The 16,174-nt window shown below is 47.6% G+C and carries 20 protein-coding genes; 17 read left to right on the top strand and 3 right to left on the bottom strand.

Annotated elements, in window-relative coordinates; genetic code table 11:
* Positions 1-19 precede the first annotated feature (19 nt).
* The 3 genes from HWQ47_RS00810 to HWQ47_RS00800 form a co-directional block, all read right to left on the bottom strand.
* Positions 20-616 carry a hypothetical protein gene (locus HWQ47_RS00810; protein WP_269969322.1) on the bottom strand — a complete coding sequence of 199 codons (597 nt, stop codon included), beginning with the start codon at positions 614-616 and terminating at the stop codon, positions 20-22.
* A 106-nt stretch (positions 617-722) separates the two neighbouring features.
* A complete protein-coding gene (locus HWQ47_RS00805; protein WP_269969321.1) occupies positions 723-1,742 on the bottom strand; it encodes a phage portal protein in 1,020 nt (339 codons plus the stop codon).
* Positions 1,742-3,505 carry a terminase large subunit domain-containing protein gene (locus HWQ47_RS00800; protein WP_269969320.1) on the bottom strand — a complete coding sequence of 588 codons (1,764 nt, stop codon included), beginning with the start codon at positions 3,503-3,505 and terminating at the stop codon, positions 1,742-1,744. Before HWQ47_RS00800 ends, HWQ47_RS00805 begins: the two co-directional genes overlap by 1 nt.
* A 120-nt stretch (positions 3,506-3,625) precedes the next feature.
* Between HWQ47_RS00800 and HWQ47_RS00795 the strand changes: the two genes are divergently transcribed.
* The 17 genes from HWQ47_RS00795 to HWQ47_RS00715 all read left to right on the top strand — a co-directional run bounded on the left by HWQ47_RS00795 (position 3,626) and on the right by HWQ47_RS00715 (position 16,172).
* Positions 3,626-4,585: a GPO family capsid scaffolding protein gene (locus HWQ47_RS00795; protein ID WP_269969319.1), complete on the top strand. Its 960-nt coding sequence runs from the start codon at positions 3,626-3,628 to the stop codon at positions 4,583-4,585.
* Positions 4,585-5,772, top strand: coding sequence for a phage major capsid protein, P2 family (locus HWQ47_RS00790; protein WP_269969318.1), 1,188 nt, complete (start codon positions 4,585-4,587; stop codon positions 5,770-5,772). The genes HWQ47_RS00795 and HWQ47_RS00790 overlap by 1 nt, the downstream gene beginning before the upstream one ends.
* Before the next feature lie 5 nt (positions 5,773-5,777).
* Entirely contained in the window at positions 5,778-6,452 is a 675-nt protein-coding gene (gpM, locus tag HWQ47_RS00785; RefSeq protein WP_269969317.1) for a phage terminase small subunit, read from the top strand.
* A 116-nt stretch (positions 6,453-6,568) separates the two neighbouring features.
* A complete protein-coding gene (locus HWQ47_RS00780; protein WP_269969316.1) occupies positions 6,569-7,024 on the top strand; it encodes a head completion/stabilization protein in 456 nt (151 codons plus the stop codon).
* Positions 7,021-7,524: a phage tail protein gene (locus HWQ47_RS00775; protein ID WP_269969315.1), complete on the top strand. Its 504-nt coding sequence runs from the start codon at positions 7,021-7,023 to the stop codon at positions 7,522-7,524. Before HWQ47_RS00780 ends, HWQ47_RS00775 begins: the two co-directional genes overlap by 4 nt.
* Positions 7,517-8,161, top strand: coding sequence for a hypothetical protein (locus tag HWQ47_RS00770; protein WP_269967188.1), 645 nt, complete (start codon positions 7,517-7,519; stop codon positions 8,159-8,161). Before HWQ47_RS00775 ends, HWQ47_RS00770 begins: the two co-directional genes overlap by 8 nt.
* 9 nt (positions 8,162-8,170) lie before the next feature.
* Positions 8,171-9,316, top strand: a complete 1,146-nt coding sequence (locus HWQ47_RS00765) for a DUF2586 domain-containing protein (RefSeq protein WP_269967189.1) — start codon at positions 8,171-8,173, stop codon at positions 9,314-9,316.
* Positions 9,316-9,759 carry a phage protein gene (locus HWQ47_RS00760; protein WP_269967190.1) on the top strand — a complete coding sequence of 148 codons (444 nt, stop codon included), beginning with the start codon at positions 9,316-9,318 and terminating at the stop codon, positions 9,757-9,759. The genes HWQ47_RS00765 and HWQ47_RS00760 overlap by 1 nt, the downstream gene beginning before the upstream one ends.
* The gene (locus HWQ47_RS00755) at positions 9,759-10,238 is read left to right on the top strand and encodes a glycoside hydrolase family protein (RefSeq protein WP_269967191.1); all 480 of its coding nucleotides are present in this window, start codon (positions 9,759-9,761) and stop codon (positions 10,236-10,238) included. The genes HWQ47_RS00760 and HWQ47_RS00755 overlap by 1 nt, the downstream gene beginning before the upstream one ends.
* Positions 10,228-10,737, top strand: a complete 510-nt coding sequence (locus HWQ47_RS00750) for a hypothetical protein (protein ID WP_269967192.1) — start codon at positions 10,228-10,230, stop codon at positions 10,735-10,737. The genes HWQ47_RS00755 and HWQ47_RS00750 overlap by 11 nt, the downstream gene beginning before the upstream one ends.
* Entirely contained in the window at positions 10,734-11,024 is a 291-nt protein-coding gene (locus HWQ47_RS00745) for a hypothetical protein (protein WP_269969314.1), read from the top strand. The genes HWQ47_RS00750 and HWQ47_RS00745 overlap by 4 nt, the downstream gene beginning before the upstream one ends.
* On the top strand, positions 11,021-11,278 hold the full coding sequence (locus HWQ47_RS00740; RefSeq protein ID WP_269967194.1) for a putative phage tail assembly chaperone: 258 nt from the start codon (positions 11,021-11,023) through the stop codon (positions 11,276-11,278). Before HWQ47_RS00745 ends, HWQ47_RS00740 begins: the two co-directional genes overlap by 4 nt.
* Positions 11,278-11,466 (top strand): DUF6890 family protein, encoded by a 189-nt coding sequence (locus HWQ47_RS00735; protein ID WP_269969313.1) that lies wholly within the window; start codon positions 11,278-11,280, stop codon positions 11,464-11,466. Before HWQ47_RS00740 ends, HWQ47_RS00735 begins: the two co-directional genes overlap by 1 nt.
* Positions 11,466-14,108 (top strand): phage tail tape measure protein, encoded by a 2,643-nt coding sequence (locus tag HWQ47_RS00730; RefSeq protein WP_269969312.1) that lies wholly within the window; start codon positions 11,466-11,468, stop codon positions 14,106-14,108. The genes HWQ47_RS00735 and HWQ47_RS00730 overlap by 1 nt, the downstream gene beginning before the upstream one ends.
* Positions 14,101-14,439 (top strand): DUF2590 family protein, encoded by a 339-nt coding sequence (locus HWQ47_RS00725; protein WP_269969311.1) that lies wholly within the window; start codon positions 14,101-14,103, stop codon positions 14,437-14,439. The genes HWQ47_RS00730 and HWQ47_RS00725 overlap by 8 nt, the downstream gene beginning before the upstream one ends.
* Positions 14,426-15,613 (top strand): baseplate J/gp47 family protein, encoded by a 1,188-nt coding sequence (locus tag HWQ47_RS00720; RefSeq protein ID WP_269969310.1) that lies wholly within the window; start codon positions 14,426-14,428, stop codon positions 15,611-15,613. Before HWQ47_RS00725 ends, HWQ47_RS00720 begins: the two co-directional genes overlap by 14 nt.
* Positions 15,603-16,172, top strand: a complete 570-nt coding sequence (locus HWQ47_RS00715; protein ID WP_269967198.1) for a phage tail protein — start codon at positions 15,603-15,605, stop codon at positions 16,170-16,172. Before HWQ47_RS00720 ends, HWQ47_RS00715 begins: the two co-directional genes overlap by 11 nt.
* The last annotated feature ends 2 nt before the right edge of the window (positions 16,173-16,174 follow it).

Raw genomic sequence — 16,174 nt, 5'->3', positions numbered from 1 at the left:
TCACCACCTAAATTTAACGTCACTCGACATTAACTTGTTCTTTTATTTTTAGTTTCCAGAAAAATAAAAACGGCCACAATAAAAAGCAAAATGTAAGTATTAACAATATAATTAGGATTGCTATAGCGAATAGGTGCTCTGGCACCGCTTTGTATATTGATATATTTTTAACTAAAGAAACATCTCCTAAATACCGTATATCATGATTAACATTAATGACCATTTCCTCATATACCAATAGGTTGACTTGTTCCTTTATATAGGGGTCAGAACTATCATATTGCTGTTCGAAGTGTTGAAGAGCATTGGTGCAATATCTTTCTTGATACTTATGGTTCGTCGATATTGAATCAATACAGAGTTCTAATACATCTTTAAGTAGTAAAAGTTTATTTTTACTAATAAAATGTTGATGTTCTTTTATGCTCACATCTGTATGGTGCTCGTAATAATAAGTCCATAACGACATGCCACCCGACAATAAACTCAAAGCAAGTAAAGTATTGCAAGTATAGATCACGCATTGCTTCCATAGGGTATCTTTCCCCCACAAAACAATGCTTTTAACTAGATTGATTATTTTTCTACTTACCATACCAGCCATATCTAACAGCATATCCAGTGTTCCCTTAGGCTATAAAATTTGATGACGAATTTTGTAGCTCTATATAACTACCAATAATGTTAGCTTTATCTCAAATTCAACAATTAATTGGTTTTGATTATCCTAATGTTGCTTTCTCTTTTATTTCAGTCCCCATAATACTGAGCTTAGCAATCTTGACTAACTCCACGTCTTGGTTAATGAACTCAACAATTTCTAGTGCCTTGGGCAGGACTTCATTTTGCTGATAAACCTCATTGGTCTTAATCGGGTCACCAAGTGATGCGGTGCCTTGTGGGATAATGCCTGCCATACCTGCCGGAAAACGATTGGCCGTGAGGATGTCTTGCGCTGAAATATTCTTAGCACTGGCAAACTGGTCCTTACTGGAAAAATCTCCAATAGGGATAACCTGAATGCCCTTTTCTTTTCCATCAGGGATATTGATAAACATGTTCCTAAAGTTGCCCGCGCCTTTACTTCGAGATAGTGCATCTTCAATGGATTGTTTGTCCGGATCACTCAGCTTTGGATCTGAGGTATAAAGGATATAGCCCATGTGTGCGCCGTTCTTGTAGTACCGGCGCTTAAACATGGTTGCATCCGTGTTGAGCATCGCCGATTGTAAGCCGCCTATCCAATCCACCATGCCATAGACTTGCTGTGCGGGGTCGTATTGCGGCAAAAAGAGCACGTCTTCAGCGCGGTACTTTTTAGTGAAAATATCACCGTCCACTGATTGCTGCAGGTATTGATAACCACCATCAGGATCAATGCGTAAATAATGCGTCGATAGCGGACAAACGCTCACCACTTGCCTGGCATTATTGCGGATTTTTAATAACGCCATATCACCAAATAGGAAATAATTGTAAATCGCTGCGCCAAGCGTAAAGCGATTCAATATCCCCGTGGTCTTAATGGCATTAAGCACCATATTACGGCGCCCATTAAGAACCGCACCTAAATACGCATTGGTATTAGCGGCGCGGTACAGCAGCTGCCGATCAATCGGCGGCTCATAAAAACCAAATTCATCATTGATGGTCACACCGGCCATATCTGTTAGCCAGGTATCTTTTAACAGTAATTCGGGCTCACCAAAGCTAAGCGCCATGACGTTGCTATCATTTTTCATTAGTAAATTTTCCATTCGCTCTTTCGCTCAGTTTCGTTATTAAGGGGTTCATTGATACAGGCGTGTGCCAGTGCAAAGAAATCATCGGCATGGCCTGTATCTTTAGTGCGGTTCGCAGCAAAAGTGACGCTGCCACCACTGCGCGTCACAATGCGACGAATGGCCAGAAACGACAGCGAAATATCCTTGTAGTCTGCATCCCAAAAAATACGCTTCTCATCGACCAAATCGACCATCTTAAATACCAGGGCATTTTTCGTTTCCACGTTGTAATGAATGGCATGGGTAATGGTTGGGAATTTGTCATACACAATTTCATACACCGCACTGCCAAGGCCGGTAGTATCAATGCCGATATAACGCACGTTATACACACTGCAGAGTTTAATGATCTCTGCAGCCTGGTATTTGTAGCTCATGCCTTTTAATCGGGTGCGCTTCAATAATCTAAACGGCTTTTTCGGTGTGGTTGGCGGCGCGACCACCACCAGTGATGCGGGATCGTTCGTGCGACTTGGGTCATACCCTACCCACACCTCTTTATCGGCAAAGGGTCTAGATGCTGCCGCATTAAAATCTGGCCATAAGGTGCTGTCCGTCATACAGCGCATGACTTTTTTAAACTCAAAAATGGCATCTTTTGAGCTCACAAAGACGCACATAAACAGGTTTTGGTATTCCAACTCGCTACGCTCATTTTTAAGCGTGTCTATATCGACTAAATCAAACCCTTGCGCCACCGCATCTTCAATCGTAATGACATAGCGCCACTGCCCATCAGGGCATAATCGGCCACCATCGCGATAATCCTCGATGCTTGGAAACGCGATGTGTTTTCGTTTGGGATCTGTGCCTTTCCAATCATCACCGGTCCAAAAACCATAGGCCTCATGTTCTTCGCTGGACGGGGTTGAAAAGTACGTCAACCGCCAATGTTTATGGGTGGCAATACCGCTCGACACTTTCTTAATCTTTTCAAACGAGCGGATCCAAAAGTATTCATCCGTATAAAGATGCCCAGAGTATGAATGTGCGGTATTCGAGTTGGTGCCTAAAAAGCGCAAGACCGACTTGCCTTTGGCGGTGTGCAGCTCTATCGGATTGCCTTTTAGCTCAATCTCAAACAGTTGCCACGCTAACTTCACGATATAGGTTTTAAACACTTCCGCTTGAGCACGGCTGGCTGATAAGAATATACAGGGATCGCCTGATAGCGTGGCATCCATAAGGGCTTCAAACGCCAGGGTAAACGTCATCCCTATTTGGCGTGATTTAAGGATATTGCGAATACGTTGATGACGGTTATCCACCACATAACGCTGAAAGGGATAGAGCATGTCTAGCCCTTTTTGAAAATCAGCCTCGGTTAAATGACTCACATCATTCTTATGGGTGCGGCCTTTCTTTTTCGAGCGTTCGCGGGGTTCATGAGGTGGCTGTGCTAATGCATTTGGCGCGTTGCTCTCTTTAGCTTCTTGTATTTTTATACGCGCTGCCAGCAATTTAATATGCCGGTCAATCAACAGCTCCAGCTCTTTCATCTGCAGGCTATTTTTATCATTTACGGTCAGCAGTGACTGAATACGGCGATCAATACTTTCTAATAGACCAAACTCCTGCAGTTGCTCAGCCCAATTGAACTTAGAAACCCATGAGTAAATAGTGCGTCGAGGCACACTCAACTCATCGGCTATTTCATCCGGTGTTCGGCACATTAAATATAAGCGCCTAGCGGCATGGTGCAGTTCTTCGTTATAGGCCATTTCATGAGTTCAGGTAGTGATATTGGCGTCATGATAGGGGGCAAATTATCCCCCTCCACGCACTAAACTTCCTATCCCGTCCTAGAGCCTGAAAATCGGAACCTCGCGGAATTTATCAAGGTGTCAGCCGAAATAAACATGATTATCCTTGGCAAAAATAACCACCGTGATCACGCACACATGGCAAAACTACTCACTGATTGGATCTGCGTTTGTACATCAGGACTCACCGCTGATAAACGCATGGTTGAGCCACAATTACTACTCGATGCCGTCGCCGCTTATAGCCCTGATGTTTATGAGGCTCGTATTTATCCCGTTCATTTATACGAATGGAGCTATGACCGTGTTCCAGTGGGCGACATTGTTGAGTTAAAAGCCGAAACCGCGACAGATGGCGTGGTGTCTGTTTATGCCAAGTTACGCCCTTACAGTGACATGGTGCGCCTCAATGAACGCCAACAACTTTGCTATGTCTCCCTTGAAATAGATGCCGAGTTTGCTGGCTCAAGCAAAGCGTATATCAAAGGCGCGTCACTCACCGATGCACCGGCATGCCTTGGCTTAGACCGCATTCAACTCAGCGATAACCTCAATAATCAACAACAGAAACTGCTGATCACTTCTCACGAAATTCAATTAAGCGCCTTGGCTACACAACATGAAGGCGTGTTTAGCCGAATGGCTCACGCCATCAAGCAGCTCAGTACCGACCCTCAAAGACAACCGATTAAAGTGGATGAGACTATGCCCGACCTAGAAACCCAAAATGAGCTAAACCAGCTCAACACGAAGTTAGATAGCGTACTGACACAACTCAGTACGTTAACATCAACAGAAGCCGTCATCGCCTCTGCCACACTCACTGCTCCCGATGAACTCGCACTGCTGCAAGCAAAAATCACGGTACTTGAAACTGAAAACACCCAGTTAAAACAAGGTGAAGATGCACTGCAGCAGTTAACCACCAAGCTGGAAGCCCTTGATGCAAAGCTGTTGCAGCTAAGCGGCGTTCCTCCAGGACAAACACCCAACCCCGCTGGATTAACAGCAGTGGATAAATATGAGGATGTGGTGTAATGCTGACTAAACGCACTGAACTACAACTCAGCGCCCTCACCACGGCGTTGCAAACAGTTTATGGCATCACCGACCCCACTAAGCAATTTAGCTTAACGGAGCCGATGGAAATTAAGCTGCGTAAGAAAATCTTAGAGTCTGACGCATTCCTAAGGCTCATCACCCACCGTGATGTTGACCAAATACAAGGTCAAGTGGTCGATGTCGGCTTAGGTAAATTGTTCACTGGCCGCGCCATTGAACGTTTTCGTAAAAAAGTGGGCATGGATGGCAAGCAATACAGCCTAGTTGAAACGGACTCTTGTGCGTGTATTCCCTGGGCCGTATTAGCGGCGTGGGGGAATAGTGGCTCTGATAAAGAGTTCATTAGACTGGTGACGGAAAACGCCAATAAGAACTTTGCATTGGACATGCTAAAGATTGGCTTTAATGGCACCTCCGTTGTGCCGGTGACGAACCCTGATGAAAATCCATTGGGTGAAGATGTGAACATTGGTTGGCACCAGTATGTAAAAAACACCGCGCCTACCCAAATCATTACTGCACCGGTTTATCTCGATGTTGAGGGTAACGGCACCTATAAAAACCTTGATAGCTTAGTGCAAGACGTGATCAACACCCATATTCACCCGGTGTTTCAAAATGACCCGCGCTTAGTCGTGCTGGTCGGTACCGATTTGGTGTCATATGAGCAACATCGCTTGCTTGATGCTGCAACGACACCCACTGAGCACAAAGCTGCCCAATCATTAAGTAAAACCATTGCCGGTCGTAAAGCCTACACACCGCCGTTTTTCCCTAGTAAGCGAGTGGTTGTGACACTGCTTGAGAACTTGCATCTTTATACGCAAAAAGGCAGTCGTCGCCGTAAATCTGAGAACAGTGAAGACCGTAAGCAGCACGAATCATCATTGTGGCGCTATGAAGGTTATGCGGTGCCCGAGTCAGAAGCGTATGCGGCCATTGATGAAGCGGCGATGATTATCGGTCCACGTCCTCCGGCACTTAAAAGCGCAGATGTTGAGCGAGGTGTTATCGATGTCGACAACATGACGCCACAAGCTAGTCAGGCAGAACCAAAGGCGGCTAACGCCAAAGCAAAACCAGACGTCGTTTCAGCAGAAGTCACACCGTTATCAACCATTGACGTGGCGCTTATCGCTGCCCAAAACAGCCAGAGCGAGTAACCCCTATGATTTCGCCAGCTGCAGATCACCGTAACCAACAAACATTCAAGATTGACAGTGCAAAGCCATGTGACTCTGTGAGCATCACATCCCAATTTCAAGAGGATATGCACTTCTTAAAATGTTTGGAACGCAAAGAGGATAAACAAACTCACAAACGTGAAGTATTGCTGCCTCGCTATCTGCCTGAGGTCACGCGTTATCTGCAGTCTGGCAAAATCTATTATCACGCGGTAATGGTGCAATGCACCGTCTGGCTATTTGATACCGAGCAATTTGAGTTGGCCTTAGCGTATACCGGCATTGCCACCAAACAAGGTCAAATCAGCCCTTTTAAACGTTCCCTCGCCGCCTTTGCTGCAGACGCCATTTACCTTTGGGCTGTCCAACAATTTGAGCAAGGCCGCGATATCGACCCTTATTTTGCCATTGTCCTCAATCACCTGTTAACGGATTGGAAACTGCCAGAGCAGCTTTGCGCCAAGTATTTCAAATTGGCTGGCCTGTATGTGCTCAGCAAAGCCCATGAAACAGGGTTGCCAAGTCATATTGTAGATGAAAAAACACTGCGCTTAGCAGACAGCTTATTTCTACGTGCAGAGCAGGAACATTACAAAATCGGGGTTAAGACCCACCGAAACCGAATTGAAATGCGGCTGAAAGCCTTAGCCGCGCAGTAACGACAACCCCAAAAGCGGTCGGTCAGAGAAGCAAACCACATCATTGAATGTTGATTATTGGCCTTGTCACTCTGATTTGACCGCACCCAATTGTTGAAAACAGTGCGAGCAAAGCCATGTTTAACGGTAAATCAGACACCTTATCAAAAGCGGTGATTAGCAATATCTTCTGGCCTGATTTAGTCGTGGCTGATTTTATCCATAGTCGCAAACTACCGCCTTCACTGGATGAGTCGCACATTATCTCAGCGTTGATGAACAGTGCGACGCACATCAATCACACGCTAAGCCAGAAACAAGCTCAATACCAACACGACAACCTCACCTCATCGAATGACATTGCAGGGATGAATGTCCAAGGCGTGAGCTGGGCGTCATCGCTGTATGTAAGCGCCGTATTCGCCCAGGCTAAATCGCTTTTATTGCCCGAGTTTTCATCCGTGGTGCAGCGTAAAGAAGCCAACAATGCCTATGAACAAGAAGAGGACAGTGTTGATTCGTTGCAAGCCGAGGCGAACTCACACATCAACCGTTTGCTAGAAGTGAGTGACGTTCGAGTGACACTGCTATGAGTCATCACAGTGATAACCAAGGCATTGGCCGCATGCATAAGGCCATAACCGCCGCAGTGTTGCAGTTCTTACCCAGCAACCTTCACCATCTGGTTGAAAGCTGGATGCAGCCATCAAGTATTGCGCTTGCCGCCAAAGATACCGGCGTAGGCATAGAGCTTGGGTGGATGACGTACACCACAACGATCCGTATTGAGAACGTGCCGTTTAAGCTCATCGACACCGCGAGTTTATTTGCCCAAGTCAGTGCCTGGCTTATTGAACATGATAATGAAAGAACGCGCCTTGGCAGTGATGAAAGCCAAATCTTAATCGACACCGAAAAAGTGGATGATGACACCATTGATATTGACATCGATGTGATGTTTTGTGAGCTCATCAGCATGGTCGGTGATGCGAGCGGCTCAATCGCCTTTGATGGTCAACACTATGCCTTAACGACCCCGATATTCAGGGTGGCAGACAGTATCGATATTACGGTGGGCACCACTGATGATTAATGTCCAGGTGCAAGCCGCCCAGCTGATTGAACAACTGCAGTTAATGAGCCTTAACAGTGAGCAACGCAAAAAGCTTAATAGGCGCATAGCTCGCGCGGCGGTCAAAGCCAACAGTCAGCACACCAAGCAACGCCTAACCCCAGAGGGTAAGCCTTGGCATGCCCCAAAACGTAAGCGTAAAAAGCCCCAAGGCCGCAAACTTGAAGGCATGGGCAAACACCTCACCTACCGTTTGCAAAATGATGGCAGCGTGCTCATTCGGTTTAAAACCCGCTTTCGTGGCGTTATCGCGCGTCAACAACACGCCGGCTTTAAACAACAACGCACTGCCGCTCAAATGGCTCGGATGTACAAACGCAAAAATGATGGACCGCCAAGTTCAAAACTCGCCAAGGCCTTAAAGCAAGCTGGCTATACCACGACCAAAGCCATGGCCAAAGGGCGCAGTAAAACCATCTCGCCCACGCTCAGTTGGATAAAGCAAAACCTAACGGAACGCCAATGCGTGGCGCAGCTGCACAACCTGCGGGGCACCAAAGGCAAATCGCGCTGGAATATCACCTTATCACCCAGGCAAATGCTAGGAACACATCCTGATGTTGTCATGGCTGAAATACGTCAATTTATTAATCAATAGGATAAAAGCATGTATCCCACAATCAATGTGAGTTTACTCAACCAAGGCCAAGGCGAAAGCAATGAAATTGAACGTCACTTTCTGTTTATCGGTGCGGCTAACATCACCAATAAAGGCAGCCTGATAGCCATTAATGCGCAAACGGACATCAATACATTATTCACCACCGATAGCCCATTAAAGACCACGGTCACCGCCGCCCAACTCAATGGCGGCCAAAACTGGACCGCGGCTATTTGGGCATTGGCTGAAAACCAAACCTTTAGCCAAGCCACCTTAGCGGCGCAGTTAACCGGCTCATTTGAAGCCATTGTGGTGTGTGATCCCATTACCACTGCAGATGACATTAGCGCTGCCAACACCTTACATATCCAACTGGTATCAACGTGGGCGCGCTGGACATTTATCATGTTGCAAACCCGCAGCTTGCTCAGCACTGCAGCGGCAAAAAGCAAAGCCGCCGTTGCCAGCGAAACATGGGCGCAATACTTAGCGATAATGGCCGCACTTCAAACTGGCATTAAAGCGCAAGCGGTCATGTTAGTCCCGCCAACCCACACCAATAACTTAGGCGTGTTAGCTGGGCGACTGTGTAACCGCAATGTCACCATTGCCGACAGTCCGATGCGAGTCAAAACAGGGGCACTCGTTGGCCTAGGTCAAGCAGTACTCGATAGCACCAATAGTGAGATTGATAGCGCCACCTTGCAAGCCCTGGAAACAAACCGCTTCAATGTCATTGCCACGTTCCCTGATTACGCCGGTACCTATTGGGCGGATGGTCGCACCTTGGATGCCGAGGGCGGTGACTTACAGGTGATTGAGTATTTACGTCCCTTGATGAAAGCGGCCCGCCGCGTTCGTCTATTGGCCATTCCTCGCATTGCTGACCGTAGCCTCAATAACTCTGCCAGTAGTACCGCTGCCGCCAAAAGCTATTTTGCTAAGCCACTGCGCGACATGTCCAAGGGGATAAAAATTGGTGACACCCCGTTTGAGGGGGAAATACGTCCGCCAGAAAGCGATGCCATCGGGTTGACTTGGCAAAGTAACAGCACGTTGAGCTTGTTTATTAAGGTGCAACCATGGAACTCACCTAAGGCCATCGACATTGGCGTGATGCTGGATTTAAGCGACACAGGAGCAACCGCGTAATGAAACTCAGTGCAATGAATTTTGATATCCGCTTAGGCGGCAAGCTCATCATGATTGAAACACTCAGTGTTTCAATCACTGACAACACCCAAGTGGCCATGACGCGAGGTGTCACCAATGGTTATACCCGTGGCAGCGTCGAAGCGGCTGTCAGTATTGAGCTCGACAGTGAAAACTTCGCGCTATTAACCGAAGTGGCCAAAAGTGCCGGCTCATGGCGTGATATTGAGCCCTTTGATATTGACTGCTTTGGCAAGGCATTCAAGCAAGAGCAGCACATTGAAGTGTTTGGCGTGAAAATTAAACTCACCGACGTAATCAACCTCGATAACGGCGGTGCCGATAAGAGCAAAACCAAATTGGATGGCTTTGTGACAAGCCCCGATTTCATCAAAATTGATGGCGTTAATTACCTATCAAAAGACGATGTGAGGGACTTCTAATGGCCAACATCATCACGTTACTCAAGGTTGAAGAGGGACGAAAGCTCGTCCCATATCTGTGCACAGAAGGCTATCCCACCATTGGTGATGGTTTTCGCATTGGGCCCAAAGGTGCCCCGCTTGAACACTACCAATTCAGGCTCACCCATGCGATTTGCGATACCTGGTTAACGTCACTTATCGAGCAAACACTATCCGCGATGGAGCGACACCCGTTGATCTGCAATGCCCTGGCTAATTGCAACGATGCGCGCCGCGCCGTGCTTGTCTCGATGGCGTACCAAATGGGCGTCACGGGGTTGGCCAATTTCAAGATGATGCTCAACGCGGTGGCGGGTGATCGCTGGCCCGATGCCGCCATTGAAATGATGGACAGTACCTGGGCACTGCAAACACCTAACCGCGCCAAACGTCATCAGCAGCAAATGCTGTCAGGGCAATGGCTAGCGCAATATGAAGGACATAGCCATGTGGGATAGCGTAAAAAACATCATTGGCAGTGCCGCGCCATTACTGGGCTCATTACTCGCAGGCAGTAGCGGCGAGAAAGTCGGTAACTTAATCGCAGGGGCGCTCGGTGTGCCAGCGACCCCAACCGATATCACCAATGCGCTCAATGCTCACCCTGAGTTGTTAATTGAACTGCAAAAGTTGGAATTTGAGAACAAGGCACAATTAATCCAACTGCAGTTAAGTGAAATACAGGCCGCCGCAGCCAGTGAACAACGATTGATTAACGATGTACAAGATGCACGCCTCAACAATAAAGATCACCCGATGGTGTCCGTGCTTACCCTCGCCTTTTTATTGATGACCGCCTTGATCTCTTATGTGGTTGTGCGTGAATCCATCCCCGCAGAGAACCGTGATATGGCCATGTTCATTTTTGGCCAAATCATTGGTTTTACCGCCTCGGTGGTTAATTTTTGGATGGGCGCCAACCCTAAAAACAGCCTCTTCAAAAAAGGGAACGTATGACCATTTCACTGATTGATTTCATCAGTCTGCTATTGGCGGTCATGGGCACCATCATCGCCATTGTGGTGCCCATTGCTCGTCATCACGCTCAGCAAATGGAGCTTATTCGACTCGCGATTGAACAGAACAAAGACCAAATGAATGAATTCAAAAGTATCGTCGCTGAGCACTACTGCAAGAAACAAGATCTGGATAAATTTGCCGAGCAAATTAACCGCAATATGGAAAAACAATTTCAGCACTTTTTTGAGCTGATTGAATTAAAAATACAGAGGAAACCATCATGACAAAAATCACCTTAACCGCTGCCGGCATCGACTTTTCATTTAACCTCACCATGCAAGCGTATAACCGGTTAATTAACGGCTCAGGTAAAAACCCTGCCGGTGCTGTCACCCAGTTATTAGAAAGCACCGTGGACCCCGAACAAAAGGCGCAGCTCAGTCCGTTCTTAGCCGACAACCCTGCCGCTGCGCAAATCATGGGGGAAGTGCTCATTGCTGAATTTGCACCACGCATTGAGGTGTCCATAAAAAAATAATGGCCTCCGTTGAGGCATTAGAGAGTAATCCTTTGGGGCAGTTATTGGCGCTACGCCAGCACTACTTGCCCCATGAGAATGACTCAGACGACAACCTCGCCACCGCATTGTGGCTTGATAAGCATCATTGGCAATCAATGGGCATGGCAACCGCAATAGGCATAAGCAAAGCATTTACGGGGCAGTAATGGCAAAAAGCGAAGATTTAAAGGTTAAGATCAGTCTACAGGATAAGCTCTCCAGTGGGCTTGGTAAGATTGGTGGCAACCTTGAGCAATTGAATCAACGCACCCTTGCCTTTCAAGAAAAGCTGCGTGGTAACTTTGACGATATGGTGGCGGGTGTGGGTACCGCCATGGGTGCCGGTGCCAGTATCTATGCGGCCATCATGCCTAATGTCGAACTTGAGCGCAGTTTACGTGCACTCAAGGCATTAGGCGTTGATGGTGAGCTGGGCGCAATTCGTGACTCTGCCCAGCAATTCACCAAAGACTTTGGCGGCACAAGCAGTGAATTTGTGAACCATGCTGCCACCATGAAACGCGCCATTGGTGATGTGAATGAGACTGAGCTGGCTCAAATCACATCGGCAACCGCAAAGCTTGCGAACGCAACGCGATCTGATGTGGCTCAGGTCAGCAAATACCTTGGCCGCTTGTACCATACCTATCAAGATGAAGCCGATAAAATCGGTAAAGTCGATTTCATTTCTAACATGGCGAACATGACTGCCATTGCGGCCAAAGAGTTTGGTGTGTCAGCCGATGAAATGGCAGGCAGCATGGAGTCTATTTCTTCTCTGGCGAAAAACTATAATATTAGCCTGCCAGAGCAAATGGCCATTATGGGAGTGATCCAACAGACTGAATATGGCGAAGGAGATGCATCATCTTTCTATGAAGCCTTTATCCGAGAAGGCAGTAAATTAGGTGAGTTAGGCATTAGTACGCTCGATGCTGAGGGGAAAATGCGGCCGATTCTAGACATATTAGATCAAGTAAAAACTAAGTTTGGCGATCTAAATAGTAGCGACTTTGAGTTGTTAGACCAAACTGCTGGTGATGCAGGTATGGTACTCCAGACTTTGCTAAGACAGAGTGACAAGCTCGAGTCTTCACTGTCAAAAATGAACCTATCCAATGGCACTAACGAACTTGATGCCATGGCCGCGCACCACACCGATGTGCTTAAACAACTCCAAGGCAGTTGGACTGCCTTTAGTGAGAATATTGGTCAGGCAGTCATGCCCGTTGTGACCGTTGTGGGCTCAGCACTTATTACCGGCATTGATTGGATCAATGACTTTACCCAAGCGTTTCCCCAGTTAACCACGGCAGTGATTGCTACCGTATTGGTTATCGCCGCGTTCACCACCGCCATTAGTCTTGGTAGCGCCAGTATTGCGATGATGCGTGTTGGCATGACAGCCATGTCGCCCGTACTTACATTAGTCCAATCGGTATTATCAACCCTCACGGTAACCACTGGGCGCTACACGCTTGCCAATGTACTGAGTACAGCGAAAACGAAATTACTGACCGGTGCCCAATGGCTACAAACCTTATCGACTCGGGCCCAGCTCTTTGCTTATGGGCAATTAATCACGCTGCAGATGACGGTCAGTAACGGATACACCTCAATGACACGGATGCTGCAAGGCTTAACACTGGCCAGTATTCGCCAAGCCGCCGTCACGAAAACATTAGCCGCTGGCCAAGCCATGTTAAACCTGGTGATGAGCCTAAACCCGATAGGCTTATTGGTTGCGGGATTAGCGATTGGCGGCATGATGGTGATGCGCTATTGGGAGCCGATAAAAGCGTTTTTTGGTGGCTTTGTTGAGGGATTACGGGCAACCGGCCTATTTGATGCTTTTGCACCACTGGGCGCCGTATTTAGCTGGATTTGGGATTGTGTCACCGGTGTTTGGCAAGCGATGACCGGATGGTTAACGCCGCTGCAGTATGCCAATGATGAACTCGCGGGTTTTGCCTCTACCGGTATGATGGTCGGCAGCATGATTGGGGATTTCTTCAGCGCCATCGGTGAGCGACTGATGAACCTGTTTAACGGTGTTATTTCACTGCTCAATAAGATCCCTGGCATTGAAATAGAACTGCCTAAAATCGACGCCCTCGTGCGTGATGATTCCACCATCACCCTAGAGCCTGCTAGCCCGATAGTGGCTGACAGCAATAAGACGCAAAGCGTTCAGCCGGTGTTATCTCCATTGATGCCAACTCAAACACCTGCTGCTATCAGCCCCACGGTGACAGAGTCCAACAAGGTGCAAAGTGTCCAGCCGGTATTATCTCCATTAATACCAACTCAAACACCTGCTGCTATCAGCCCCACAGTGGCAGAGTCCAACAAGGTGCAAAGTATCCCATCCATTATTCATTATCAGTACAACAATAATGAGAATAACACCGAAGTTGCACAAGCTCCGGCTCTGGCTCAGCCCTTGTTCCCAATGGAAAATATCGTATCGGCAAGCCCTGTTATCAAAGATGTAAACAAGGTGCAAAGCATTCAGCCCACGGTTAATCACAACGTCAGCAATAATGATTATCACACTGAAATGATGGCGGCTATCGCGCCGGCTCAACCGGTACTCACTCAATCCATTAATACGATCCAGCACCTTGATCCCTTAAAGCAAACACTCAGCCCAGTTCCTCAACAAGGTATTTTAGAGGAGCAGCGCAAATACAGCATGCAACAACGCGCCTCTAACTCACTGACAACCGGTGATATTCATATCCACAAAGCATTATCAGAATTTAGCTTATTGGGGCTTGATGAACAGAGGATGTTGACCATTGGATAAATACATTGATTGGCTCATTGAAGACGGTGGCCTCGTACTTGATGACGGCGGTCAGCCCATCCAAACCATGAACACTCTGTCCATTAGCCAGGATATCAAACACACGATTATGGAATCGGGTTTAGCCCGTCAATTACTAGGGGATCGTAGCCGTACAGAGCGTGCCGATGTGTTAACGGAAATCGAATTACTGGTTGAGAATGATCTTCGCATTCAAGCCGGCAGCATTTGGGTGAATGAAATAGACCATGAAACCTACCAATTAACAGCTACCGTCAATACGGGTGAGCCTATTACCTTGAATTTGGAATTGCATAATGAACGTGCCTAAAGTGGATTTTAAGCAAGTGTTAGCTGAATCGGGAGTCCCCACAACGGATGCGGATATCACCGAGAGGTTAGCGCAGGCCGTTACCGCTGCTGGCAGTCAAATAGCGAACGATCGCGCCATGTCACCTTGGTGGAGACTGGTAAAAGCCGTGGTTGTCACCCCAACGATGTGGTTAACCAACACCTTGGTTGCTGAACATGTATTGCCAAACCTATTTGTGGCGACAGCGAAGAAGATTTATTTAGACTTAAAAGCCAGTGATATTGGACTTGAACGTCACCAAGACGAGTCCACATTGGGGCGGGTGCTATTCACAAAATTGGAGCCCACTGCCGTTATCATGGTTTCAGCCAATACCCTTATCGACACGGCCCCGATTAACGGTGTGGTGTTGTCATTAATAACCTTGCACGATACCCAAATAACGGCAGAGCAGCCCTCAAGCTTGATTGATTGTATGGCCACAGTGAATGGCCAGAACCATAACCTCTCTGCAGGATACTTTAACCGGCTGCGTGTCCCCATTGAGGGCATAGCCTTTGTCAGCAATGAGCCCGATTGGATAACGCAGCCTGGTGCAGATGAAGAAACGGATGACGCACTGTCACTGCGTATTCGTAACCGTTACGGCGCTGCCGGTCATTATCACATTGATGCCGTGTATCGAGATATTGTCGCCAATAGTTCAGGGGTGCGTGTTGATCATATTTACTTTGAGCATGATGCGCCCCGGGGGCCTGGTACCGCAAACTGTTATATTTTTGCCGATGTGGGTGATGTGCCACAAGCGAGCATTGATGCCGCAAACGCTCATATCGCAAAGGGCTATCACGGCCACGGCGATGATATGCGTGTCATGGCAATGCCAAGCCAACCTATTGCATTAACGGCTTCATACTGGCCAGCACCCACCGCGACAGCGTTACATGTCGCACAATTATCAGATGATATAACCCTGCGCATCCACGCCGCTTTTCGCCAGCACGGTGAGCTCAGTAGCATTAGCAGAGTGTGGCCGATGAGTACGTTTAGCTTGTCGCAGCTCATTGCTGAATGTCACAACGACTTGCCTCACTTAGGCGGTCTACGTTTTGTCGAAGACGACATCATAAGCACCATGAACATCCCCGCTTTACAGTCTCTTACTCTTGAGAATGCTCACCATGAAGCATGACGACTATGCCCCTACTGTCCCCCTAGCAAAAGCCCCATGGTGGATGGACGGTGAAACCTTGCCATTAACACCTAAGGAGCCGATGTTTTTAATTAGAGGGTTGCGAGTGTTTTGGCAAAAGTTAACACAAGTTTTACTGTTTCCCTTATCGCAACAAGATCCCTTGACCTGTCATATCCAAGTGTTGCATTTGCTCGCCTGGGAGCGGGGGGTGAAACAACTGTATCAAGAGCCAGATGCACTATTTAGAACGCGGGTGAAATACGCTTGGGCCAACTACCAAGATGCGGGCAGCGCCATCGGGTTTAAACAGATCTTTGAGCGCCTAGGTTTGGGGCACGTCACGATTAAGCAACGCCAACCCAATACCGATTGGGACGTGATCACCATTGAACTATCCGATAACGCTATCAGCGAAAACCAAGCGCTAGTCGCAACCATTATTCAGCTCTATGGCCGCACCTGCCGCCGCTATCGCTATGAAGTCACCCACCACGCATCGATACAGATCTATGCCGGATGCATCCATTTTACCCATGACGTTTACGTCGCTAATTAACG

This window comes from Shewanella sp. MTB7, from assembly GCF_027571385.1.
Classification (GTDB): Bacteria; Pseudomonadota; Gammaproteobacteria; order Enterobacterales; family Shewanellaceae; genus Shewanella.
This window is presented reverse-complemented; position numbering and strand designations above follow the sequence as displayed.

What these genes read in the sequence shown, in the direction of transcription:
- HWQ47_RS00810 (WP_269969322.1), bottom strand. Translation starts at nt 616, where the DNA reads ATGCTGTTAGATATGGCTGGTATGGTAAGTAGAAAAATAATCAATCTA.
- HWQ47_RS00805 (WP_269969321.1), bottom strand. Translation starts at nt 1,742, where the DNA reads ATGAAAAATGATAGCAACGTCATGGCGCTTAGCTTTGGTGAGCCCGAA.
- HWQ47_RS00800 (WP_269969320.1), bottom strand. Translation starts at nt 3,505, where the DNA reads ATGGCCTATAACGAAGAACTGCACCATGCCGCTAGGCGCTTATATTTA.
- HWQ47_RS00790 (WP_269969318.1), top strand. Translation starts at nt 4,585, where the DNA reads ATGCTGACTAAACGCACTGAACTACAACTCAGCGCCCTCACCACGGCG.
- gpM (WP_269969317.1), top strand. Translation starts at nt 5,778, where the DNA reads ATGATTTCGCCAGCTGCAGATCACCGTAACCAACAAACATTCAAGATT.
- HWQ47_RS00780 (WP_269969316.1), top strand. Translation starts at nt 6,569, where the DNA reads ATGTTTAACGGTAAATCAGACACCTTATCAAAAGCGGTGATTAGCAAT.
- HWQ47_RS00775 (WP_269969315.1), top strand. Translation starts at nt 7,021, where the DNA reads ATGAGTCATCACAGTGATAACCAAGGCATTGGCCGCATGCATAAGGCC.
- HWQ47_RS00770 (WP_269967188.1), top strand. Translation starts at nt 7,517, where the DNA reads ATGATTAATGTCCAGGTGCAAGCCGCCCAGCTGATTGAACAACTGCAG.
- HWQ47_RS00765 (WP_269967189.1), top strand. Translation starts at nt 8,171, where the DNA reads ATGTATCCCACAATCAATGTGAGTTTACTCAACCAAGGCCAAGGCGAA.
- HWQ47_RS00760 (WP_269967190.1), top strand. Translation starts at nt 9,316, where the DNA reads ATGAAACTCAGTGCAATGAATTTTGATATCCGCTTAGGCGGCAAGCTC.
- HWQ47_RS00755 (WP_269967191.1), top strand. Translation starts at nt 9,759, where the DNA reads ATGGCCAACATCATCACGTTACTCAAGGTTGAAGAGGGACGAAAGCTC.
- HWQ47_RS00750 (WP_269967192.1), top strand. Translation starts at nt 10,228, where the DNA reads ATGTGGGATAGCGTAAAAAACATCATTGGCAGTGCCGCGCCATTACTG.
- HWQ47_RS00745 (WP_269969314.1), top strand. Translation starts at nt 10,734, where the DNA reads ATGACCATTTCACTGATTGATTTCATCAGTCTGCTATTGGCGGTCATG.
- HWQ47_RS00740 (WP_269967194.1), top strand. Translation starts at nt 11,021, where the DNA reads ATGACAAAAATCACCTTAACCGCTGCCGGCATCGACTTTTCATTTAAC.
- HWQ47_RS00735 (WP_269969313.1), top strand. Translation starts at nt 11,278, where the DNA reads ATGGCCTCCGTTGAGGCATTAGAGAGTAATCCTTTGGGGCAGTTATTG.
- HWQ47_RS00730 (WP_269969312.1), top strand. Translation starts at nt 11,466, where the DNA reads ATGGCAAAAAGCGAAGATTTAAAGGTTAAGATCAGTCTACAGGATAAG.
- HWQ47_RS00720 (WP_269969310.1), top strand. Translation starts at nt 14,426, where the DNA reads ATGAACGTGCCTAAAGTGGATTTTAAGCAAGTGTTAGCTGAATCGGGA.
- HWQ47_RS00715 (WP_269967198.1), top strand. Translation starts at nt 15,603, where the DNA reads ATGAAGCATGACGACTATGCCCCTACTGTCCCCCTAGCAAAAGCCCCA.